Below are 21,603 nucleotides of genomic sequence, written 5' to 3'. Positions count from 1 at the left end.
GCAAGCCCGAAGACGAGGCGTCGGTGCCGCAGACCGCCCGCCGGATCGAACCGGCCGGAAATGCGGGGGGAACCAAAATCAAATCTAAGAAAACAGGCGAACGATGACGAAAACCCTTCTCTCCCTCATGGCAACGGCCATGCTGTCGAGCACTGCGATTGCGGCAGACATCAAGCCGGCACTGGTCTACGGTACGGGCGGCAAGTTCGACAAATCCTTCAACGAAGCTGCCTATAACGGCGCTGAAATGTACAAGAAGGAAACCGGCACCGAATATCGCGATTTCGAGCCGACGAGCGATACGCAGGGCGAACAGGCGATCCGCAATTTCGCCAGCAAGGGTTTCAGCCCCGTCGTCGCCGTATCCTTTGCCTGGACCTCCGCCATGGAAAAGGTGGCCGCCGAATATCCGGATACCAAGTTCGTGATCGTCGATTCCGTCGTTGAGCTGCCGAACGTCCGCTCCGTCGTCTATAATGAGGCAGAAGGGTCCTATCTGGTCGGCCTTCTCGCCGGCATGGCATCCAAGACTGGCAAGCTCGGCTTCGTCGGCGGCATGGATATTCCGCTGATCCGCAAGTTCGGCTGCGGTTACGCCCAGGGTGCGAAGGCTGCGAAATCCGATATTCAGGTCTTCCAGAACATGGTCGGCACGACAGGTGCGGCCTGGAATGACCCGGTTCGCGCCGGCGAACTCACCAAGAACCAGATCGACCAGGGCGCTGACGTCATCTATGCGGCTGCCGGCGCCTCCGGTCTCGGCGTGTTGCAGACGGCTGCCGACAACAAGAAGTTCTCGATCGGCGTCGATTCGAACCAGAACCATGTCCATCCGGGTTCGGTCCTGACCTCGATGGTCAAGCGCGTCGATCTCGCCGTCTACAATGCCTACAAGGATACTGCTGCTGACAAGTTCACTGCCGGCGTCCAGTCCAACGGCATCAAGGATGGTGGCGTGGTTTACGCCGTCGACGACAACAACAAGGCGCTGATCACACCGGAAATGAAGGCTGCAGCCGACAAGGCCACGGCCGACATCGTCGCCGGAACCGTCAAGGTTCACGACTACATGACGGACAACAAGTGCCCGTTGTAATCTGACTTTAGGGGCGTATGGGGGAGACACCATGCGCCCCAATCATATCTTCCATCCGCCGACCGTGCGAAGGAGAGGCTGCGTTTGAACCCGCATCCCGCGATCGAACTGGCGGGCATCGACAAGAGTTTCGGTGCCGTCCATGCCAACAAGAACATCAACCTGACCGTCGCCAAAGGCTCGATCCACGGCATTATCGGCGAAAACGGTGCCGGGAAGTCGACGCTGATGTCGATCCTCTACGGTTTTTACCAGGCCGATCGCGGTGAAATCCGCATCGATGGCACGCCTGTGACGATCCGCGACAGCCAGACGGCAATCGCCTCCGGCATCGGCATGGTGCACCAGCATTTCATGCTGGTCGAGAATTTCACCGTGCTGGAAAACGTCATGCTGGGTGCCGAGGGCGGTCAGTTGCTGGCCAAGGGCGTCACCGGCGCACGCCGGGAATTGAAGCGTCTGGAGACCGAATACGGGCTTGATGTCGATCCGGATGCGATTATCGAGGAATTGCCGGTTGGCAAGCAGCAGCGTGTCGAAATCCTGAAGGCGCTTTATCGTGGCGCTGAAATCCTCATTCTTGACGAACCGACCGGCGTTTTGACCCCGGCCGAAGCCGATCACCTGTTCCGCATCCTGAAAGTGCTGCGGGACCAGGGAAAGACCATCCTCCTGATCACCCACAAGCTGCGGGAAATCATGGCAATCACCGATGAGGTCTCGGTCATGCGTCGTGGCGAAATGGTCGCCACCCGCAAGACGGCGCAAACAACCGTCGAGGAGCTGGCCGAACTGATGGTTGGTCGCCGCGTTCTTCTGCGCGTCGAAAAGGACGAGGCGAAGCCGGGAAGAATCATGCTGTCGGTCAAGAACCTGACGGTCAAGGACAGCCGCGGCGTCACCATGGTCGATAATGTCTCGTTCGATGTCCGAGAAGGGGAAATCCTCGGCCTCGCCGGCGTCGCGGGCAACGGCCAGTCGGAACTGCTGGAAGCTATTGCCGGTATTCGCAAGCCGGCCTCGGGCGAAATCCACATCGACGGTCAGCCGGTTGCCGGTCTCGATCCGGCCCGTCTGCGCCAGATCGGTTTGGCGCATATCCCGGAAGACCGCCATCACATGGGTCTCGTCCTCAAGTTCGAGGAATATGAGAATGCGGTGCTCGGGTATCATCGCGAGCCGCGATACGGCCGCGGCGCCTTGCTCGATCTCAATGCCATCCGCAAGGAAGCAGAGGACAAGATCGCGAAGTATGATATCCGCCCGCCGAACCCGCGGCTGAAGACCGCCAATTTTTCCGGTGGTAACCAGCAGAAGATCGTGGTCGCCCGCGAAATCGAGCGCGATCCAAAGATGCTGATCATCGGCCAGCCGACCCGTGGCGTCGATATCGGCGCCATCGAATTCATTCATCGCCGCATCGTCGAGATGCGAGATGCGCAAAAAGCCGTGCTGCTGGTCTCAGTCGAACTGGACGAAATCCGCTCCCTTTCGGATCGCATCATCGTCATGTTTGCCGGCAAGGTGGTTGGTGAGCAAACCCCGGATGCCGATGAGCAGACGCTCGGCCTGATGATGGCCGGGATCGCCACGCGGGAAAATGCGGCATGAGGAAACCATGAGTACAGCGTCCGTGTCACTGCCCAATTGGATCACCTATGGCATTTTGCCGGTGCTCAACCTTCTGCTGGCGTTTTTCGTGTCCGGCCTTGTCGTCTGGTCGATCGGCGAAAATCCGTTTGAGGCGCTGCGCCTGCTGATCGAGGGCGCGCTCGGCCGTGGTGAAGCCATCGGCTTTACCCTGTTCTATACCACGAGCTTCATCTTCACCGGTCTGTCGGTCGCCGTTGCCTTTCACGCCGGCCTGTTCAATATCGGCTCAGAAGGCCAGGCCTATATCGGCGGTCTTGGTGCGGCCCTGGTGGCGCTGGCGCTTGATCGCTACGTACCGTGGTATGTCACCATGCCCTTCGCGGTGATCGGCGCGGCCTTGTTCGGTGCCGCCTGGGCCTTCATTCCAGCCTGGCTTCAGGCCAAGCGCGGCAGCCACGTGGTCATCACGACCATCATGTTCAATTTCATCGCTGCCGGCTTGATGGTCTATCTCCTGTCCAACGTGTTCATCGTTCAGGGCAAGATGGCATCTGAAACCCGGACGTTTCTGGCCGGTGGTCAGCTTCCCAAGCTGGATTGGTTGATCGCCACCTTCGGAGCCAAGCTCGGTCCGGCGCCGCTCAACGTTTCCTTCCTGATCGCCTTGCTCATGTGCTTGCTGGTCTGGCTGCTGATCTGGCGCAGCAAGCTGGGCTATGAAATGCGCACGCTCGGCATTTCTCCTTCTGCTGCCGTTTATGCCGGCATTCCCTATGCTCGCACCGTCATCATCGCCATGCTTCTGTCCGGCGCGCTTGCCGGCATGATGGCGCTCAATCCGGTCATGGGGGCGTCCGCACGTTTGCAGGTCGAGTTCGTTGCCGGCGCCGGTTTTGTCGGTATCGCCGTATCCCTGATGGGACGCAGCCATCCGCTCGGCATCATCTTTTCCGCCCTGCTGTTCGGCATTCTTTATCAGGGTGGTGGCGATCTCTCGTTCGAAATGCCCAACATCACCCGCGAAATGATCGTCGTGATCCAGGGGCTCGTCATCCTGTTTGCCGGCGCGCTGGAACATATGCTGCGCCCGGCCATGGTGCGCATCTATCAGCGGTTCGCCGGTCCGCAGTCGAAGGGGAACTGACCGCAATGAATTATTTCGACATTTTCGTCAGTATCCTCGGATCCACGATCCGGCTTGCCATTCCGCTGATCTTCACGGCGCTGGCCGGCTTGTTCTCGGAACGCGCCGGCGTGTTCGATATCGGCCTCGAGGGTAAAATGCTGGCAGCCGCCTTCGCTGCTGCCTGTTTCGCCTATGTCAGCGGCAATGCCTGGATCGGCCTTGTCGGAGGCATCGGCGTATCGATCGCGTTTTCGATGATCCATGGTTTCGCCTCGATCACCAATCGCGGCAACCAGATCGTGTCCGGCGTCGCCCTCAATTTTGTAGCAGCCGGCCTGACCGTGGTGCTCGCGCAGGCCTGGTTCAACCAGGGCGGCCGCACGCCGGGCCTCAGTGGTGACGCCCGTTTTCTGCCGATTATTCTCCCCGGCGCGGATTTCATGCGTGAGGTTCCCATTGTCGGGCCCCTTTATGCCAACGTCATTTCCGGCAACAACATCCTGACCTATCTGGCATTTGCCGCCGTGCCGCTGTCCTGGTGGGTGCTTTACCGGACGCGTTTCGGCTTGCGTCTGCGCGCTGTCGGTGAAAACCCGGCTGCCGTCGATACTGCGGGCATTTCAGTGGCCTGGCTGCGTTACCGCGCCTTGATCGTCACTGGCTTTCTCGGCGGTTTCGCCGGCGCTTACCTGTCCATTGCGCAATCGGCCGCTTTCATCAACAACATGTCGGCCGGCAAGGGCTATATGGCGCTGGCGGCACTGATCTTCGCCAAATGGAAACCGGTTCCGGTGATGTTCGCCTGCCTTCTGTTCGGTTTCCTCGATGCACTTGCAAACTTCATGCAGGGCAAATCGATGCCGCTGGTCGGCGAGGTGCCGGTACAGATTTTCCAGGTCATGCCCTATGTCCTCACCTGTATTCTGCTCGCCGGTTTCATCGGCATTGCCCACCCGCCCAAGGCCGGGGGTGTCCCTTATGTGAAGGAGCGTTGATATGGCGCATGACCTGTTCGAAGCCGCCCGCGAAGCGATGGGCCGCGCCTACGCTCCCTATTCGAAATTTCCCGTCGGTGCGGCCATCCGTGCCGATGACGGAGAGGTCTATGTCGGCGCCAATATCGAAAACCTGTCCTTTCCCCAAGGGTGGTGTGCGGAACCGACGGCGATCGGGGCCATGGTCATGGGCGGCGGCCGCCGGATCAGAGAGATCGCGGTGATCGCGCAAAAGCTGGCGCTCTGCCCGCCCTGCGGCGGTTGCCGTCAGAAGATCGCCGAATTTGCCGATCCCGATACCCGCGTCTATCTCTGCGACGAGCAGGGCGTACAAAAGACGATGACGATGGAGGAACTTCTGCCTTTCTCCTTCAAGACCGACGTCATCGGTTAAAAGGGCAGGGGATGACCGAAAACCTCCATGACGTGATCGATCTTCTCGTTGAGCGCCTGAACGGCCTCATGCCGCGCCACGCGATCGTACTAGGCTCGGGGCTGGGATCGATCGTCAATGAAGTGACCGATGCGATCCGCATCCCCTATGAGGATCTCGCCGGTTTTCCCAAGGGCGGCGTCAGCGGACATGCCGGCGAACTCGTGGCCGGTTACCTTGGCCGCGAGCCCGTCATCATGTTGTCCGGCCGCACGCATTATTATGAGCACGGCCATGCCGATGCCATGCGCGCACCCATCGAAATCCTTGCCGGGCTTGGCGTGCAGGCGTTGATCGTTACCAATTCTGCAGGCTCGGTGCGCCAGGACATGCCGCCCGGCTCGGTCATGCAGATCACCGACCATATCAACTATTCCGGCATGAATCCGCTGATCGGCGAGACGAGCGACCGCCGTTTCGTCGGCCTGACCAATGCCTATGACGCAGATCTGGCAGCGGCCATGCGGGATGCAGCAGCGCGCCAAAGCGTGCCGCTTTTTTCCGGCGTCTATATGTGGTTTTCCGGCCCAAGCTTCGAAACGCCGGCGGAGATCCGCATGGCGCGTCTTCTGGGCGCCGACGCGGTCGGCATGTCAACGGTGCCGGAAGTCATCTTGGCGCGCTATTTCGGGCTCAAGATCGCTGCCGCCTCGGTCGTTACCAATTTCGCGGCCGGCATGACCGGTGCCGAACTCAGCCATGAGGAAACCAAGGATATGGCACCGGTGGGCGGTGCCCGTCTGGCGGCCATCCTCTGTGACATGTTTCGCCAGCCGGACCAGCCCTGAACAGCCGGCCGGGTTGCCACCTGACGCCCGGTTGGTAAATATGGTTGCAACAGATTTCCCTCGCGCCCCAGCGGGCGTCACAACAACCGCAGCACCGTCGCGGTAAGGGTCTGGAATCGACCTGACCTGCCGCGCGACACCGTTTTCGATTTCGGACGCGGCCCGTATTTTGGAGGAACTGACCATGGAGCTGATGAGCCCGCGCGAGGCAGCGTCGTTTGCGCTTTCGCTTCTCGACCTGACCAATCTGCGCGATGATTGCGACGATGCGGCGATCGAGACCCTCTGCACGCGCGCGCAGACGCCCTTTGGCAACAGTGCCGCCATCTGCATCTGGCCCCGGTTCGTCGCGCATGCCCGTTCGGTTCTGGGAGACGGACATGGTGTGCGCATCGCCACCGTCGTGAATTTCCCCTCAGGCGATCTGCCGGCCGCCGAAGTGGTGAAGGAAACGCAGCAGGCGGTGGCGGATGGTGCCGACGAGATCGATCTCGTCATCCCTTACCGGGCTTTTCTGGCCGGTGACGAAGCCTCCCTGACCACCATGGTCGAAGCCGTGCGCGCGGCATGCCCGAGTGCCGTTCTGAAGGTCATTATCGAAACAGGCGAATTGAGGGAGCGCGCGCTGATCCGACGTGCCTCCGAGCTTGCCATCGACGCCGGCGCCGATTTCATCAAGACGTCGACCGGCAAGGTCGCGGTCAATGCCACGCTGGAGGCGGCGGATATCATGCTGCAGGTAATCCGCGATTCGAAGAAACGTGTCGGCTTCAAGCCTGCCGGCGGCGTTTCCACGGTGGCAGATGCCGATCTTTATCTGCGGGCGGCCGAAACCATCATGGGTGCCAACTGGATCATGCCCTCCACCTTCCGCTTCGGCGCGTCCGGCCTGCTTGACGATATTCTGGCGGTCTTGTCCGGCAATGGATCGGCGCGCGCCTCCGGCGGCTATTGACCGGTGATGATCCCGCAGGAGATCATTCGCCGCAAGCGCGACGGCGAAGTGCTTTCGGCCGACGAAATTGCGCTCTTCATCCGTGCCATGGGCGAACACCGCATCTCCGAAGGGCAGGTGGCGGCTTTCGCCATGGCCGTCTATCTGCGCGGCATGACGCGTGAAGAGGTCATCGCGCTCACGCTTGCCATGCGTGACAGCGGTAAGGTGCTCTCCTGGCGGCATCTCGATCGACCGATCGCCGACAAGCATTCGACCGGCGGCGTCGGCGACAACGTGTCCCTGATGCTGGCCCCGATCGCGGCTGCCTGCGGTCTGGCCGTTCCGATGATTTCCGGGCGCGGCCTTGGCCATACCGGCGGTACGCTGGACAAGCTGGAAGCCATCCCGGGATACACGATCATGCCGGACGAGGCCCTCTTTCGCCGAACGGTGGATGAGATCGGCTGCGCCATCATCGGGCAGACGTCGAACCTTGCCCCTGCCGACCGCCAGCTCTACGCCATTCGCGACGTGACGGCGACGGTCGAATCCGTCCCCCTGATCACCGCCTCCATTCTCTCCAAGAAACTGGCGGCGGGTCTGCAAAGCCTGGTGATGGACGTGAAGGTCGGGAATGGTGCATTCATGAACGATCTGGGAGAGGCGCAAACCCTGGCGCATTCTCTGGTGGAGGTTGCCAATGGCGCCGGCCTGCAAACCGCAGCCCTGATCACCGATATGAACCAGCCGCTCGCGACCGCCGCAGGCAATACGCTCGAAATAGCCGACTGCGTCGATTTCCTGACCGGCGGGGCAACCGCAAGGCCGAAGGCCCTCGTCCTCGCCCTTGTCGCGGAAATGCTGGTCCAGGCGGGTACGGTCGTGCGCCTGGCAGACGGCGAGGAACAGGCGAGAGCGGCGCTCGAAAACGGCAGGGCGGCGGAGATATTCGGCCGCATGGTGCATGCACTGGGTGGGCCCTCCGATTTCATGGAGAGACCTGAAAGATACCTGGACGCCGCACCGGTCACGGTTGCCGTGCCGGCCGACAGCGATGGCTATCTTGCCGCCTGCGATACCCGCGCGCTCGGCATGGCGGTCGTGGAACTCGGCGGCGGCCGCCGCCGCGCTTCCGATTCGATCGACCATAGCGTCGGCCTGAGCGGTTTTCTGCCGATTGGTTCGCGGGTAGCAAAAGGTCAACCGCTGGCCATCGTGCATGCCGCCGATCGTGACGAGGCCGCCCGGATGGCGGCAAGGATAGCCTCGCTGTTTTCCATATCGGCGGATGCGCCGGTGACGAACCCGGTGATCCTGCAACACATCGGCTAAGAGCTGTGCCATCGGTCGCCGAGCGCCCCCTGCGGCGCGTGCGGCCTTGGAGGTCTGCCAACCGTTTAGCCTGCGCAGTCCCGCCGCATACGGAGCCATCGCGTACCCTCGGGAGCGAAAGCGCTGACGAGGCCGCGAAAGCAGGCCGTTACTTGGTGCCGTACATGCGGTCGCCGGCATCGCCGAGACCGGGCACGATATAACCCTTCTCGTTCAAGTGGCTGTCGACCGATGCCGTGTAGATCTTCACGTCGGGATGAGCATCCTGGAAATTGCGGATGCCTTCGGGAGCCGCGAGAAGGCAGAGGAAACGGATATTTTTTGCGCCCCGCTCCTTGAGCTTCTGAATGGCCGCGATCGCCGAATTGCCTGTCGCCAGCATCGGATCGACGACGATCATCAGCCGTTCGTCGAGACCATCGGGCGCCTTGAAGTAATATTCGACGGGTTGCAGCGTGTCGTGATCGCGGTAAAGACCGATATGCGAAACGCGGGCCGACGGCACGAGCTCGAGCATGCCTTCCAGAAGACCGTTGCCGGCACGCAGGATAGAAACGAAGACCAGCTTCTTGCCTTCGACGATCGGTGCCTGCATTTCGATGATCGGCGTCTCGATCGTTTCCAGCGTCAGGTCGAGATCACGGGTAACCTCGTAACACAGGAGCATGGAAATTTCGCGCAGCAGGCGGCGGAAACCGGCCGTCGAGGTTTCCTTCTTGCGCATGATGGTAAGCTTGTGCTGGACGAGCGGATGGTCAATGACGGTGACGCCGTTCATGGGGATGCCTTCCGGGGATGTTGGTGTTTTCCCCTTCTGTCATGGACGGCGTCGGAAGCCAAGCGTTCAGGCGTCTTTTGCAACCGCTTTCGTACCGCCATGCGCATGGGCGTCGAACCGTGCCAGCAGCCGCGCGCGCGTGTCCTCGTCCACAAAGGCGGCTTCGAGCGCAGTGCGGGTCATCGCATTGATTTCGTCGCGGCCAAATCCGAAATCATCCGCAGCGATGCGGTATTCCCGCGCCAGGGACGTCCGAAAGAAAGGCGGGTCATCAGCGTTTAGCGTGACTCTCACCCCCGCCTGTGTCAGGTCGCGCAAAGGGTGCGCCGTAAAATTGGGATAGACGCCGAGCGCGATGTTCGAGCCCGGGCAGACTTCCAGCACGATGCCTTCGGCGGCCAATCGTTGCACCAGGGTTGCATCCTCGATCGCACGGACACCATGGCCAATCCGGGACGGCCTGACGATATCCAGTGCATCAGCGACGCTGAACGCGCCACAGACTTCGCCGGCATGAATGGTCAGGCCGAGCCCCGCGTCGCGGGCAATGTCGAAGGCGCGCGCATAATCGACAACCCTGCCTATCCGCTCGTCGCCAGCCATGTTGAAGCCGGTCACCAGCGGATTTTTCGCGCGCATGGCATATTCGGCAGCGCCGATGACGCGATCGACCCCGAAATGGCGCTCGCCGGTGATGATGATGCGCGCCTCGATGTCGGTCTTTTCCCTCTCTGCGGCAATGCCGTCGCAGATTCCGGCAATATAGGCGTCGGCGCCAAGGCCGATGCGATCGCCGTGATCGGGCGACACGATGATCTCACTGTAGATCGTGTGAACCGCGGCGAGCTCGCTCAGATAGGTTTCCGTCAGAAGCGCGTAATCCGCCTGCGTGCGGAACAGCGAGGCAACCGCATCATAGCAGAGGATGAACTGCGAAAAATCCGACCAGAGGTAGCGGCCGTCATGCAGGATATTGCTGATGTCGATGCCGTATTTCCGTGCTTGTCGCAGCGCCAGTTCGGGCGGCGCCGCGCCCTCGATGTGGCAATGGATTTCCGCTTTCATCATGTCGGTCGTGTCGAGCGCCATCACAGGAAACTCCTTCCATATCGACCTGCCGCAATGCCCAGATGGGTGGCGATTGTTGCACTGATATCCGCATAGGACTGGCGAATGCCGATGTCGCGGGCACGAATGCCGGGACCGAGCGCCATGACCGGCACCCGCTCGCGGGTGTGGTCCGTGCCGCGCCAGGTCGGGTCGCAGCCGTGATCGGCGGTCAGAACGAGAAGGTCGCCTGGTTTCATTCGGGCGTGCACTTCCGGTAGCCGGCGGTCGAATTCCTCAAGGGCTGCGGCATAGCCGGCAACATCGCGACGATGCCCGTAAAGCATGTCGAAATCGACGAAGTTGGTGAAGACAAGATCCCCGTCGGCGGCCTGGTCAATGGCGTCGAGCGTTCGGTCCATCAGCGCCGCATTGCCGTTGGCCTTAATGACACGGCTGACGCCGCGATGGGCAAAGATGTCACCGATCTTGCCGACGGCAAGCACCGAGCGCCCAGTGGCGACCAGCCGGTCGAGCAGGGTGTCTTCCGGTGGCGGCACGGAAAAGTCGCGCCGATTGCCGGTGCGCTCGAAACTTGCCGGCGTTTCGCCGACAAAGGGGCGGACAATCACCCGGCCGATATTGAGCGGATCGAGAAGTTTTCGAACGATCCCGCCGAGTTCCAACAAGCGCTCGAGGCCGAAATGCTGTTCATGCGCGGCAATCTGGAAAACGGAATCGGTGGACGTGTAGCAGATCGGTTTCCCGGTGCGGATATGGTCCAGCCCATGTGTCCGGATAACGTCGGTTCCCGAAGCGTGGCAGTTGCCGAGAATACCCGGCAGTTTTCCTTCCCGGCAGATCCTATCGACAAGCTGGGGCGGAAAGGCATCGCCTGCGCCTGGAAAGACGCCCCAATCGAACATGACCGGCGCCCCGGCAATTTCCCAGTGGCCCGATGGCGTATCCTTGCCGCGTGACACCTCGTTTGCAGCGCCATGCAGACCAAAGACGCGCTCCGGCACGGCCATGCCCGGAGGGAATTCTCCGCTCGCCATTTTCGCGATGTGCAACAGGCCAAGCGACGACATGTTCGGTAGTTTCAGCGGACCTTCGCGCAGGCCTGCACGATCGCCTGCTCCGGCCGCGCAGAATTGCGCGATATGGCCGAGCGTGTTTGCACCCTCATCGCCGTATACGTCGGCGTCACGGGCGCCACCGACACCAAACGAGTCCAGAACGAAGAGAAAAGCACGCGCCAATCGAGCCTCCGGCAGCTTCAGCGCCGTGAGGATGGATGCCTTCCGACGCGGGGTCGCTGCTTCATACAGGCAGTCGGCTGGATTGGCAAAGGTTGTGCATCCGTGCTTCAGCAGTCGGTGCAGCTGACCTTGTCGCCCGTTCTCTGCTGGTAGAAAATCTCACGGTTCATTGGGATGGCGCGGTTCTGGGAGGAAAAATTTGTCGGCAGGAACAGCATGAGCGGATAGGAGGCCGTCAGTTCCGTGCGGACCAGAAACGTGTCCTTGATGCGCATTTCCTTCGGTACCGTGACCAGAGAATTGACAGCATAAGGCACGCCGCCGGTGCGCTGCCAGGACCACAGGGTCTTGGCGACACCCGCATCATCGATCTGGATGCCGGTGATCTTGATGTTGAGCGGATTGTTGGCCGATGTCGTCAAGCCGTCGACATCATAGGGCGCGAAAATGCTTTTGGCGGCGTTTGTCATCGTTGCCAGAAACGCCTTGTTCACGGAGGATTGCTGGGCGACCAGATCACCCACCGTTCCGGCGGCGCGGGTGGCGCGCTTGCCGAAACTGAAGCCCACCGTCAGTTCGAAACAGGTAAAGTAGGCCGCGATCAGGATCGGCGCGATGATCGCGAATTCGACACCACCAATGCCACGGCGATCGCACAGATAGGCGCGCAGCCGCAGCAGGAAGCCGCGATGCGCCGGCTGCGGGTTCTCCGGCTTTTCCGCGCCGGCGAAAAACGAGGGATGGATATGGCTCACGGATAATCCTCGTTCTGAAATGTCGCGGTCGCCACGATCAGGAAATCCGCCTTGCCATCCGCAGACCGCACATTAGTGAGCATCGGGCGGACCAGGTCGATCAGCACCGGCCAGCGATAATAGGCGCGCAGCATGTTGATGCTTTTGGCGCCGCCTGGCGAATAGGCGAAATCGGTGGTCTTGAGATCGGCATTCTGCGCGGACGACTGGCGCGGGATGCCGGTTGGAATATCGGCATAGGTGCTGAACGAGCGCAGATCGATGAAAAGCCGGGTTGGCGTGGCGATCTCGGCCGCGGAGCACGAAATCATGAACGATATCTCGTTGCAGAAGGCGGTGCGGAAGGCAGTCTTGAAGGCGGGATCGTTGGGCGCTGTCGACTTGACCTCGCCGGTGCGCACCTTTCTCGCCATCACTTCCACGGCGTTCGAGACGACCTGTTCGCCTATGAAGGCAATGAATGTCTCGAGAATGGCGAAGACGATGAGGAAGTAGGGCACAGACAGAATTGCGAACTCGACAGCGGCGGCGCCGTCCTTCGAGCGGGTGAAGCGGCGCAGGAGCGAAAGCCTGGGGCGCACCCGGACGTGACCTTCTTTTTCAGCGAAATGATCTGTGCACATATCCATACGCGACGTCATTGGAATGCGCGTGATGGTAAGATTGTTGTGTTGAGATTTGGTTGCGGGTTTACAGACACTTAGAGCGATGTGTGCCGCCGCGACTCGGTGTTAACAAATCCCTGCCACGCGGTGGCTTTGAGCCACGACGAGCGGTCAGCAGAAGAAGCACCATAATGACACACTGCAAGGCGTGAAACCTTTGCAGCGTGCAGGCGTCACTTGTCGGCGCCTTCAGCCTTGAGGTCGGAATGCTGCTCGCAATTGGGGGTGCAGGACAGGACCGAGCGCTCCGTCTGGCGGAAGACGCGAACCGTATTGCCTTCGTCGATAGAGACGAGAATGCGTTCGTCGGCGATCGCATTGCCTTCCTTGTCGAGAAGCACAAGGTTGGTCGTGCCGTAGCTGCGCCCCGTCAACACGATGGTCGTCGGATCGGATACGGTTGCGTCGGCGACGGAAGCGTTGCCGATGATCACCTTTGCCACCGGCCGGTCGAGTTTCAGCACCCGCGCGTGATTCATATGGACGCGCAACATGTCACCGTCTTGCTCCGCCTGAACAGCAGAGGCCGGCGCCAGCAGCGCAGTCATGGCCAGTGCCGGGGCGGCAATCGATAGGATGAAGTTGTTGATGCGCGACATGTTCCAAACCGCCTTTACGCGTGCGAATTGACGCAAGCATGCGCGTGAATGGTGAATGCGCGGTTAACTTGCCGACGGTCAGGAAATTTCAGTATAGGTGCGATTAATATGCGAGATATTGAATATTCATGATCAATGCTGCGGCATATGCCAAATATAATTCCATCTCGGATAAGTACTTCCGTGCGGCCAAACTCATCCTGCAGGGAATGCGGTTTTTTCCCTTTTATATTTCCGCGTTGTTTACCAACGGCTGGGCATTCGGGCTTTTACCCTTCGCTAACCGCCTTCGTTAAGCGGATTGAAATCGGCTCCCGGTAGGTTCTGCTCATCCGAACAGCGGACAACAGTTGTCGGTAGTGCTGAAGAACAACGTAGAATTTAGGAGAGAAGAATGTCGAAGATTTTTGCTCGTTTCATGAAGGACGAATCTGGTGCGACCGCCATCGAATATGGCCTGATCGCAGCCCTGATTTCCGTCGCCCTGATCGCCGGCGCAACCACCCTCGGCGGCGCGCTGAACAACCAGTTCACCAACCTGTCGAACAAGCTGAGCAACGCCGGCCGCTAATCATTGGCGGTAGCTGATCCATACGAGCCGCCTCGGCAAGAGGCGGCTCGTTGATTCCGTAAGGAACGACCCGAGTGCCGCGCCCGTCGCGGACTAACAATGAGGATTGCTGGCTCATGATCGCTTACGCCGCCATCATGATCATGCCCATCTGTTTAGCGCTCGCCGCGGTGAGCGATCTGTGCACCATGACGATCCCCAACAAGTTGCCGGCCGCCCTGGTCGTCGGCTTTATCGTCCTCGCCCCGCTTGTGGGTCTCGGCTGGTACGATTTCGGCATGGCCTTCCTCGCCGGTCTCGTCGTTTTTGCCGTCTGCTTTTCCCTCTTTGCCGCCAATGTCATGGGCGGCGGCGATGCCAAGCTTTTGACCGCTGCTGCATGCTGGTTCGGCTTCAGCCAGTCCCTGGCAATCTTTCTGGTCACGACTGCCTTTCTGGGTGGTGTATTGACCATCGCCATCCTGATGATACGTGCCCATTCCAACACGGTTCTGGCCATGGGGCTGGCACTGCCGCAGTCGCTGACCACGGCGCGCAAGATCCCGTACGGCATTGCCATCGCCATTGCCGGTTTCATGACATATGAACATGCTCCGGTCATCAATCTCGCAATGCGGGCTGCAGGGTAACTTCGTCTTTACTTGATGAAGACGGTGTTAACCCAAAAAGTAAGCGCCTCATTAACCATAATTACACCATTGGCAGCCATTCTCCCGGAAGACTTACAGAGTCCTTCAGGAAGCCGCCATGAAACCCGCCCGTATCATCATTCTTACAGTTGCCGTTGTCGCGGCCGGCCTGGCCGGCCTCCTGGCCATGCAGATGGGCGGTAATACCGTTCAGGAAGTCGTCCGGCAGGCGCCGACCGTCAACGTCCTGGTCTCCGCCGCCAACCTTCCCGTGGGCAGCCGGCTCAATGATGAATCGCTGCGCTGGGTAGGGTGGCCCGAAAGCGGGGTCGTTCAGGGACTGATTACCGATCGCGAGCGCCCGCAGGCCATCACCGAACTCAGCGGCTCCGTGGTCCGCCTGCCGCTGTTCGAAGGCGAGCCGGTCCGTCCTGAAAAGGTCGCCGATGCGTCGGGTCGCATCATGTCTTCGCTTCTTCCGGCGGGCAAACGTGCGGTCGCTACGGAAATAACGGTCGCCACGGGTGCCGGTGGCTTCGTCCTTCCGAATGATCGTGTCGATGTCATCATGGTGCGCAAGGGCGACGACGCCACGTTCCGCACCGAAGACATTCTTACCAATATCCGCGTTTTGGCCATCGATCAGCAGATCCAGGAAAACGAAGACGGCTCCAAGGTGGCCGTCGGAACGACCGCGACGCTGGAATTGACGCCGGATCAGGCCAAGGTCATTGCCGTCGCACAGCAGATGGCCAGCCGACTGACGCTTGCGCTGCGCTCAGTTGCCGATGCCCGCGAACCCGACACCACTGTTCCCGACTACCTGCTTGCTGGCGGAGACAAGGGCCAGGTGCAGGTAATCAAGTCAGGTCAGATCGTCACCGGCGCGCAGGCGGTACAACAATGAACAGGAACGCTCAGGTGGTTAGCTTCAAGAACAGACTCCGCACATCCGCAGCCGCGGGCCTGTCATTCTCCATGGTTTTTACGGGTTTTCCGATCGGCGTCGGCATGTCCGGCTTTGCGCTGCCGGCCGCTCAGGCCGCGCAGGAAAACATCGTGCGCATTGGCGAGGCCGGCATCGGCGTCCGTCGTCGCCTCAAGGTCGGTCTCAACAAGGCGGTCGTCGTCGATCTTCCCAAGGATGCACACGACATTCTGGTTGCCGATCCAAGCATTGCCGATGCAGTGACCCGCACCTCGCGGCGCATCTATCTGTTCGGCAAGAAGGTAGGCCAGACGAATATCTTCATTTTTGGCCCCAATGGCGAAGAAGTCGTCAGTCTCGATCTCGAAATCGAACGCGATATCGCAGGTCTCGAACAGAACCTGCGCCGATTCCTGCCCGATTCCAACATTCGGGTGGAGATCATCTCGGACAACATCGTGCTGACCGGCAATGTCAGGACGCCGCAGGACTCAGCAAAGGCGGAACAGCTGGCGCAGATCTTCCTGAAGGGCGGCGAAGCGACGACGCGCGAGAGCACGTCCCTCTTGAGGGAAGGCCGTCAGGTCTCGCAGATCCAGAACATGCTTTCGGTGGAAGGCGAGGATCAGGTCACGCTAAAGATCACCGTTGCCGAAATCCGCCGTGAAGTGGTCAAGCAGCTCGGCTTCGAGAACATTTTCCGGCGCAATGCCGCGGCATCCGGGTCGGGTATCAACGTGCTTCAGGCGGTGACCGATGCGGACGGCATCGTCGGTGGCGTCAGCGGTAATATCGGCAAGCTGAGCATCCAGATGGTGCTGAGCGCTCTGGAACAGGCCAATGCCATCCGTACCCTGGCGGAACCGACGCTGACTGCCATTTCGGGTCAGTCGGCCACGTTCAATTCCGGCGGCGAACGCCTTTATACCACGACCGGCGTGGATGGCGTGACCACTGTAACGCCTTACGAATATGGTATCGGTCTCGGCTTTACCCCGACGGTCCTGTCCTCCGGGCGCATCAGCCTGCGCATCCAGACAACGGTTTCGGAGCCGATTGCGACCACGAACGGTGCGGAATATCGCAAGCGCCGCGCTGAAACCGTGCTGGAACTGCCCTCCGGCGGCTCCATCGCGCTTGCCGGCCTTATCCGTGATGATGTGCAGCAGACCATGAACGGCACCCCGGGTGCTTCCAAGATACCGGTTCTGGGTGCGGCCTTCCGCAACAAACGCCTGGAGCGCACCGAGACGGAACTGGTCATCATCGCGACGCCCTATCTCGTGCGCCCGGTCGCGCGCAACGATCTTTCGCGTCCGGATGACAATTTCAATCCGGCAAGCGACGCGGCAAGCGTGTTTCTCGGCCACGTGAACAAGATCTATGGCCGGCGCGAGAGCGCGCCGCCGAGCGAACCTTATCATGGCAATGTCGGGTTCATCTACAAATGACGGCACCTCTCTTCACCCCCATCCTCCCGGCAGGCAGCGCACAGGAAAGACGCCGACCCATGACCAAGGCCAGAACATCCGCACCCGCAGCCACCGCGCGCCGTCTTCCTGCCATCGCAACTGTTCTCGGCATGGCGGTGCTCGTCTCGGGCTGTGCCGATCGTGTCGTCACCGGCTCCGTTCCCGATGATTATCGCACCCGCCACCCGATCGTGGTCGCAGAAGGGCAGAAGTCTATCGATATTCCCGTCGCTATGGGTGATCAGGGACTGACGCGCGGGCAGAGCGAAGTCATTGCTGGTTTTGTCGACGAATATCGCCGCGCATCGACGGGCATCATCCAGATCCTGACACCGAAGGGCTCGATCAATGATGGTGCGGCAGCTGCGGCGGCGAGCGACGTCCGCCGCCTGATGGTGCGCCTGGGCGTGCCGAAGAACAGGATCCTGCATTCGCATTTCGCGGCCAGCTCCAGCGATCCCGCGCCGCTGCGCCTGACCTTCAACGCGGTCACTGCCCAGACCAGCGCCTGCGGCGAATGGCCAGCCGACATGACGCTCAACACCACACAGAACGACAACTATTACAATTTCGGCTGCGCCAGCCAGCGTAACCTCGCCGCTCAGATCGCCAATCCGCACGACCTTCTCGGTCCGCGTCGCATGACGCCGCCGGATGCCGAACAGCGGGGCAAGGTGATGGAACGTTACCGCGGCGCCTATACCGAACTGAAAGACATGGACGATTGATCATGACGATCGTCACGAGGGAGAGCAAACAATGATCGGGTCCGTGGAATATCGCGTCAATTCTGGATCTTCCCCGGCGGAGGACGACGTCGCGCGTGAGTCTGAATTAGAGAACACGCGGCCGCTGCCGCGCATTTCCGTACATGTCTTTTGCGAAAGCGATGGTCTGCACCGCGTCATGGAGCGGCTGGCCAATGACCGACGCATGGCAAAGGTGAACCTGCGCATCACAAGCGGGGGCGTCGAAGCGGCCGCGCAGATGTTCTCGCAGGCGCCGACCCCCAACCTGATCATTCTGGAAACCCAGGCGGAACCGCGCAACCTTCTGGCCGAACTGCATCCGCTCGCCCAGGTCTGCGATCCCTCGACCCGGGTGATTCTGATCGGCCGCTACAACGACATTGGGCTTTACAGGGAGCTGATCCGCAACGGCATTTCCGAATACATGGTGGCGCCTGTATCGATGGGCGATCTGCTGGGTGCCGTGTCGGCCATCTTCGTCGATCCGGAAGCGGAACCGCTCGGCAAGTCGATCGCCTTCATCGGCGCCAAAGGCGGCACCGGGTCCTCGACCATCGCCCACAATTGCGCCTTCGGCATTTCGTCGCTGTTTTCGACCGAAACCATTCTGGCCGACCTCGACCTGGCCTATGGCACCGCGAATATCGATTTCGACCAGGACCCGGCGCAGGGCATCGCCGAAGCGGTCTTCGCGCCTGAGCGCCTTGATGAGGTCTTTCTCGATCGCCTGTTGACCAAATGCTCGCAGCATCTTTCGCTTCTGTCGGCGCCTTCGCTGCTCGACCGCGCCTACGATTTCGATGGTGGTGCCTTCAGGCCGGTCATGGAAGTCCTGCAGCGCACGGCGCCGGTTGCCGTGCTCGACGTGCCGCATTCGTGGTCGGAATGGACGCGCTCGGTTCTCGCGGAAGTCGACGAGGTCGTCATTACCGCGGTGCCGGATCTCGCCAACCTTCGCAATACCAAAAACATGCTGGACGCCCTGCGGAAGCTGCGGCCGAACGATCGTCCGCCGCATCTGGTCCTCAACCAGGTCGGCATGGTCAAGCGCCCGGAAATCGCGCCTGCGGATTTTGTCGAGCCGCTGGAAGTGCAACCGATCGCCATCCTTCCGTTCGATGCCCAGCTTTTCGGCAATGCTGCCAATAGCGGTCGCATGATCGCCGAGGTCGACCCGAAGTCGGCGGCGGCGGAAACCTTCTCGCAGATTTCGCACATCGTCACCGGGCGGGCGGCTGTCAAGCGCGCCAAGAAGGGCGGTCTTGGAAATGTGCTCGGCCGTCTGCGTCGCGGCTGATCTGTAACACGTCGTCATGACTGGATCGTAGAATGTTTGGAAAACGCGGAAACGAAGGCTTTGGCAAGGCTGGCATGAGCCCGCCGCCCGTAATGCCGGCACCCGCTGCCGGCACTCAGGCGGAACCGACGACGGTGCGCTCCGCCGCTCCGGAAGTTCTGGCTGAAACGCCGGTCAAGACGGTGACGCGCCAACCGGTTGCTCCGCCGCCGCCGGCCCCGGCCGCACGCAAGCGTCCTTCCCGCACCGAGGGTTATTACGATACCAAGAGTCAGGTCTTTTCGGCGCTGATCGACACGATCGATCTGTCGCAGCTGGCCAAGCTCGATGGTGAAAGCGCGCGCGAAGAAATCCGCGATATCGTCAACGATATCATCACGATCAAGAACTTCGCGATGTCGATCTCCGAGCAGGAGGAACTGCTCGAGGATATCTGCAACGACGTTCTCGGCTACGGTCCGCTCGAACCGCTTCTGGCACGAGACGACATCGCCGACATCATGGTCAACGGGTCGGGCCAGACCTTTATCGAAGTCGCCGGCAAGACGATCGAATCCGATATCCGTTTTCGCGACAATCAGCAGCTCCTTTCGATCTGCCAGCGGATCGTCAGCCAGGTCGGCCGTCGCGTAGATGAAAGTTCCCCCATCTGCGATGCCCGCCTGCCGGACGGTTCGCGTGTCAACGTGATTGCGCCGCCGCTCGCCATCGATGGGCCGGCGCTTACCATTCGTAAGTTCAAGAAGGACAAGCTCAAGCTCGACCAGTTGGTCAAGTTCGGCTCGATCAGCCCGGAAGGCGCGACCGTGCTGCAGATCATCGGCCGCGTCCGCTGCAACGTCGTCATTTCCGGCGGTACCGGTTCGGGCAAGACCACGCTTCTGAACTGCCTCACCGGCTATATCGATGCCGATGAGCGCGTCATTACCTGCGAGGATACGGCCGAACTGCAATTGCAGCAGCCGCATGTGGTGCGTCTCGAAACCCGTCCGCCGAACATTGAAGGCGAAGGCGAGGTCACCATGCGCGATCTCGTCAAGAACTGCCTGCGTATGCGCCCCGAACGCATCATCGTCGGTGAGGTGCGCGGACCGGAGGTTTTTGACCTATTGCAGGCCATGAACACCGGTCACGACGGCTCAATGGGCACGATCCACGCCAACACGCCGCGCGAATGCCTCAGCCGTATGGAATCGATGATCGCCATGGGCGGCTTCACCCTGCCGGCCAAGACCGTGCGCGAGATCATCGCCGGCTCGATCGATGTGATCGTCCAGGCAGCCCGTCTGCGCGACGGTTCGCGTCGCATCACCCACATTACCGAAGTCATCGGCATGGAAGGTGACGTCATCATCACCCAGGACCTCATGCGCTACGAGATCGAGGGCGAGGATGCCAACGGCCGCCTGATCGGTCGCCACATGTCGACCGGCATCGTCAAACCGCATTTCTGGGATCGCGCCCGCTATTTCAACGAGGATCGTCGTCTGGCAGCAGCGCTGGACGAGATGGAAAAGAAGTCGGCTTGATATGTTCGGTCTGGATCCCACTCTGCTCGGTGTCATCGCGCTTGCGGCTATCGCAGCCGGCGCCGTCGCATACGGCGTTCTCTTCGGACGTCTCGAAACCGAAAAGAAGACCGCAAGTCGTCTCAACCGCGTCAAGGCGGCCGAAACCGACATGGGCCGGGTAAAGGCCGCGCGCGACCGGGTCCAGGAAATGTCCAAGCGACGCAAGTCCGTGCAGGACAGCCTTAAGGAACTGGAAAAGAAGCAGCAGGAACAATTCCGCAAGACCGGCGACAAGAGCGTCAAGAGCCGGCTCGCGCAATCCGGCCTTGGGCTCAGTCTTACTCAGTTCTACATGATGAGCGCCGCTGTCGGCCTGTTCATGACGTTGATCCTCTTCGTCTTCGGCCTGCCGATCTATGCCGCGCTCGGGGGCGGCTTCGTGGCCGGCGCCGGCTTGCCGCGCTGGATTGTCGGCTTCCTCGTCAAGCGCCGCCAGAACAAGTTTCTCGAAGAGTTTCCGAACGCGCTCGATGTCATGGTGCGTTCCATCAAGTCGGGTCTGCCCCTCAACGACGCGATGCGACTGATCGCCAGCGACGGACAGGAGCCGGTCAAGAGCGAGTTTCGTCGCGTCATCGAATCTCAGCAGGTCGGTCTGAGCATTCCCGAAGCCTGTGCCCGCATGATGCAGACCATGCCCCTGCCCGAGATCAACTTCTTCGCCATCGTCATCGCGCTTCAGAGCCAAGCCGGCGGCAATCTTTCCGAAGCGATCGGCAATCTTTCCAAGGTGCTGCGTGAACGCCGCAAAATGAAGGCCAAGGTCAGCGCTCTGTCGATGGAAGCCAAGGCTTCTGCGGTCATCATCGGCGCGCTTCCGTTCATCGTCGCGACGCTCGTGTCGATCACCTCGCCGCAATACATGTCGATCCTGTTCACCGACCCGCGCGGCCATCTCATCATGCTCGGTTCCGGCATCTGGATGTCGATGGGCATTCTTGTCATGCGCAATATGATCAATTTCGATATCTGAGGGGCGG

At 60.7% G+C, this 21,603-nt stretch carries 22 protein-coding genes; 16 read left to right on the top strand and 6 right to left on the bottom strand.

Translation table 11 applies throughout. The features are described from left to right. The first annotated feature begins 103 nt into the window (after nucleotides 1-103). The 8 genes from ACQKKX_RS14190 to deoA all read left to right on the top strand — a co-directional run bounded on the left by ACQKKX_RS14190 (nucleotide 104) and on the right by deoA (nucleotide 8,300). Nucleotides 104-1,096 (top strand): BMP family lipoprotein, encoded by a 993-nt coding sequence (locus ACQKKX_RS14190; protein WP_427571419.1) that lies wholly within the window; start codon nucleotides 104-106, stop codon nucleotides 1,094-1,096. Between the two features lie 84 nt (nucleotides 1,097-1,180). Further along, nucleotides 1,181-2,707, top strand: coding sequence for an ABC transporter ATP-binding protein (locus tag ACQKKX_RS14185; protein ID WP_427571417.1), 1,527 nt, complete (start codon nucleotides 1,181-1,183; stop codon nucleotides 2,705-2,707). Nucleotides 2,708-2,714: 7 nt separating this feature from the next. After that, nucleotides 2,715-3,833, top strand: a complete 1,119-nt coding sequence (locus ACQKKX_RS14180; RefSeq protein ID WP_427571415.1) for an ABC transporter permease — start codon at nucleotides 2,715-2,717, stop codon at nucleotides 3,831-3,833. 5 nt (nucleotides 3,834-3,838) lie between these two features. Further along, the gene (locus ACQKKX_RS14175; RefSeq protein WP_427571413.1) at nucleotides 3,839-4,810 is read left to right on the top strand and encodes an ABC transporter permease; all 972 of its coding nucleotides are present in this window, start codon (nucleotides 3,839-3,841) and stop codon (nucleotides 4,808-4,810) included. A 1-nt stretch (nucleotide 4,811) separates the two neighbouring features. Beyond that, nucleotides 4,812-5,204 carry a cytidine deaminase gene (locus tag ACQKKX_RS14170; protein ID WP_427571411.1) on the top strand — a complete coding sequence of 131 codons (393 nt, stop codon included), beginning with the start codon at nucleotides 4,812-4,814 and terminating at the stop codon, nucleotides 5,202-5,204. A gap of 11 nt (nucleotides 5,205-5,215) precedes the next feature. Continuing rightward, nucleotides 5,216-6,031, top strand: a complete 816-nt coding sequence (locus ACQKKX_RS14165) for a purine-nucleoside phosphorylase (RefSeq protein ID WP_427571410.1) — start codon at nucleotides 5,216-5,218, stop codon at nucleotides 6,029-6,031. 184 nt (nucleotides 6,032-6,215) lie between these two features. After that, complete coding sequence (gene deoC / locus ACQKKX_RS14160; RefSeq protein WP_427571408.1) at nucleotides 6,216-6,986, top strand: deoxyribose-phosphate aldolase; 771 nt, start codon at nucleotides 6,216-6,218, stop codon at nucleotides 6,984-6,986. Nucleotides 6,987-6,992: 6 nt separating this feature from the next. Beyond that, a complete protein-coding gene (deoA, locus tag ACQKKX_RS14155; protein WP_427571407.1) occupies nucleotides 6,993-8,300 on the top strand; it encodes a thymidine phosphorylase in 1,308 nt (435 codons plus the stop codon). Nucleotides 8,301-8,448: 148 nt separating this feature from the next. On the opposite strand, the gene upp is transcribed toward deoA, so the two are convergent. The 6 genes from upp to ACQKKX_RS14125 all read right to left on the bottom strand — a co-directional run bounded on the left by upp (nucleotide 8,449) and on the right by ACQKKX_RS14125 (nucleotide 13,355). Then, complete coding sequence (gene upp / locus ACQKKX_RS14150; RefSeq protein WP_427571405.1) at nucleotides 8,449-9,078, bottom strand: uracil phosphoribosyltransferase; 630 nt, start codon at nucleotides 9,076-9,078, stop codon at nucleotides 8,449-8,451. A gap of 66 nt (nucleotides 9,079-9,144) precedes the next feature. Beyond that, nucleotides 9,145-10,167, bottom strand: a complete 1,023-nt coding sequence (locus ACQKKX_RS14145) for an adenosine deaminase (RefSeq protein WP_427571403.1) — start codon at nucleotides 10,165-10,167, stop codon at nucleotides 9,145-9,147. Continuing rightward, nucleotides 10,167-11,387 (bottom strand): phosphopentomutase, encoded by a 1,221-nt coding sequence (locus ACQKKX_RS14140; protein WP_427571402.1) that lies wholly within the window; start codon nucleotides 11,385-11,387, stop codon nucleotides 10,167-10,169. Before ACQKKX_RS14140 ends, ACQKKX_RS14145 begins: the two co-directional genes overlap by 1 nt. A gap of 107 nt (nucleotides 11,388-11,494) precedes the next feature. Next, the gene (locus tag ACQKKX_RS14135; protein ID WP_427571400.1) at nucleotides 11,495-12,142 is read right to left on the bottom strand and encodes a TadE/TadG family type IV pilus assembly protein; all 648 of its coding nucleotides are present in this window, start codon (nucleotides 12,140-12,142) and stop codon (nucleotides 11,495-11,497) included. Beyond that, nucleotides 12,139-12,765 (bottom strand): TadE/TadG family type IV pilus assembly protein, encoded by a 627-nt coding sequence (locus ACQKKX_RS14130; protein WP_427571608.1) that lies wholly within the window; start codon nucleotides 12,763-12,765, stop codon nucleotides 12,139-12,141. Before ACQKKX_RS14130 ends, ACQKKX_RS14135 begins: the two co-directional genes overlap by 4 nt. 215 nt (nucleotides 12,766-12,980) lie before the next feature. Further along, complete coding sequence (locus ACQKKX_RS14125) at nucleotides 12,981-13,355, bottom strand: pilus assembly protein N-terminal domain-containing protein (RefSeq protein WP_427571607.1); 375 nt, start codon at nucleotides 13,353-13,355, stop codon at nucleotides 12,981-12,983. Nucleotides 13,356-13,800: 445 nt separating this feature from the next. Between ACQKKX_RS14125 and ACQKKX_RS14120 the strand changes: the two genes are divergently transcribed. From ACQKKX_RS14120 to ACQKKX_RS14085, 8 genes are all read left to right on the top strand, one after another. Continuing rightward, nucleotides 13,801-13,977: a Flp family type IVb pilin gene (locus ACQKKX_RS14120; protein WP_427571399.1), complete on the top strand. Its 177-nt coding sequence runs from the start codon at nucleotides 13,801-13,803 to the stop codon at nucleotides 13,975-13,977. Nucleotides 13,978-14,093: 116 nt separating this feature from the next. Next, nucleotides 14,094-14,606 (top strand): A24 family peptidase, encoded by a 513-nt coding sequence (locus ACQKKX_RS14115; protein WP_427571397.1) that lies wholly within the window; start codon nucleotides 14,094-14,096, stop codon nucleotides 14,604-14,606. 118 nt (nucleotides 14,607-14,724) lie between these two features. Then, entirely contained in the window at nucleotides 14,725-15,513 is a 789-nt protein-coding gene (gene cpaB, locus ACQKKX_RS14110; protein WP_427571395.1) for a Flp pilus assembly protein CpaB, read from the top strand. Between the two features lie 71 nt (nucleotides 15,514-15,584). Further along, a complete protein-coding gene (locus ACQKKX_RS14105) occupies nucleotides 15,585-16,985 on the top strand; it encodes a type II and III secretion system protein family protein (RefSeq protein ID WP_427571606.1) in 1,401 nt (466 codons plus the stop codon). A 59-nt stretch (nucleotides 16,986-17,044) separates the two neighbouring features. After that, nucleotides 17,045-17,734 (top strand): CpaD family pilus assembly protein, encoded by a 690-nt coding sequence (locus ACQKKX_RS14100; RefSeq protein ID WP_427571394.1) that lies wholly within the window; start codon nucleotides 17,045-17,047, stop codon nucleotides 17,732-17,734. A 34-nt stretch (nucleotides 17,735-17,768) separates the two neighbouring features. Beyond that, a complete protein-coding gene (locus ACQKKX_RS14095; protein ID WP_427571605.1) occupies nucleotides 17,769-19,052 on the top strand; it encodes an AAA family ATPase in 1,284 nt (427 codons plus the stop codon). Between the two features lie 32 nt (nucleotides 19,053-19,084). Continuing rightward, nucleotides 19,085-20,581: a CpaF family protein gene (locus ACQKKX_RS14090; protein WP_427571392.1), complete on the top strand. Its 1,497-nt coding sequence runs from the start codon at nucleotides 19,085-19,087 to the stop codon at nucleotides 20,579-20,581. Nucleotide 20,582: 1 nt separating this feature from the next. Continuing rightward, entirely contained in the window at nucleotides 20,583-21,596 is a 1,014-nt protein-coding gene (locus tag ACQKKX_RS14085) for a type II secretion system F family protein (RefSeq protein WP_427571390.1), read from the top strand. Nucleotides 21,597-21,603 lie beyond the last annotated feature (7 nt).

Source organism: Neorhizobium sp. NPDC001467 (genome assembly GCF_050275975.1).
In the GTDB taxonomy this organism is placed as follows: domain Bacteria; phylum Pseudomonadota; class Alphaproteobacteria; order Rhizobiales; family Rhizobiaceae; genus Neorhizobium.
The sequence above is the reverse complement of the archived record's forward strand: the minus strand, read 5'-3'. Positions and strand labels throughout refer to the sequence as shown.

Coding starts and splice junctions, on each gene's coding strand:
- ACQKKX_RS14190 (WP_427571419.1), top strand. CDS start 104: ATGACGAAAACCCTTCTCTCCCTCATGGCAACGGCCATGCTGTCGAGC.
- ACQKKX_RS14180 (WP_427571415.1), top strand. CDS start 2,715: ATGAGTACAGCGTCCGTGTCACTGCCCAATTGGATCACCTATGGCATT.
- ACQKKX_RS14175 (WP_427571413.1), top strand. CDS start 3,839: ATGAATTATTTCGACATTTTCGTCAGTATCCTCGGATCCACGATCCGG.
- ACQKKX_RS14170 (WP_427571411.1), top strand. CDS start 4,812: ATGGCGCATGACCTGTTCGAAGCCGCCCGCGAAGCGATGGGCCGCGCC.
- ACQKKX_RS14165 (WP_427571410.1), top strand. CDS start 5,216: ATGACCGAAAACCTCCATGACGTGATCGATCTTCTCGTTGAGCGCCTG.
- deoC (WP_427571408.1), top strand. CDS start 6,216: ATGGAGCTGATGAGCCCGCGCGAGGCAGCGTCGTTTGCGCTTTCGCTT.
- deoA (WP_427571407.1), top strand. CDS start 6,993: ATGATCCCGCAGGAGATCATTCGCCGCAAGCGCGACGGCGAAGTGCTT.
- upp (WP_427571405.1), bottom strand. CDS start 9,078: ATGAACGGCGTCACCGTCATTGACCATCCGCTCGTCCAGCACAAGCTT.
- ACQKKX_RS14145 (WP_427571403.1), bottom strand. CDS start 10,167: ATGGCGCTCGACACGACCGACATGATGAAAGCGGAAATCCATTGCCAC.
- ACQKKX_RS14130 (WP_427571608.1), bottom strand. CDS start 12,765: ATGTGCACAGATCATTTCGCTGAAAAAGAAGGTCACGTCCGGGTGCGC.
- ACQKKX_RS14125 (WP_427571607.1), bottom strand. CDS start 13,355: ATGACTGCGCTGCTGGCGCCGGCCTCTGCTGTTCAGGCGGAGCAAGAC.
- ACQKKX_RS14120 (WP_427571399.1), top strand. CDS start 13,801: ATGTCGAAGATTTTTGCTCGTTTCATGAAGGACGAATCTGGTGCGACC.
- ACQKKX_RS14115 (WP_427571397.1), top strand. CDS start 14,094: ATGATCGCTTACGCCGCCATCATGATCATGCCCATCTGTTTAGCGCTC.
- cpaB (WP_427571395.1), top strand. CDS start 14,725: ATGAAACCCGCCCGTATCATCATTCTTACAGTTGCCGTTGTCGCGGCC.
- ACQKKX_RS14105 (WP_427571606.1), top strand. CDS start 15,585: ATGGTTTTTACGGGTTTTCCGATCGGCGTCGGCATGTCCGGCTTTGCG.
- ACQKKX_RS14100 (WP_427571394.1), top strand. CDS start 17,045: ATGACCAAGGCCAGAACATCCGCACCCGCAGCCACCGCGCGCCGTCTT.
- ACQKKX_RS14090 (WP_427571392.1), top strand. CDS start 19,085: ATGTTTGGAAAACGCGGAAACGAAGGCTTTGGCAAGGCTGGCATGAGC.
- ACQKKX_RS14085 (WP_427571390.1), top strand. CDS start 20,583: ATGTTCGGTCTGGATCCCACTCTGCTCGGTGTCATCGCGCTTGCGGCT.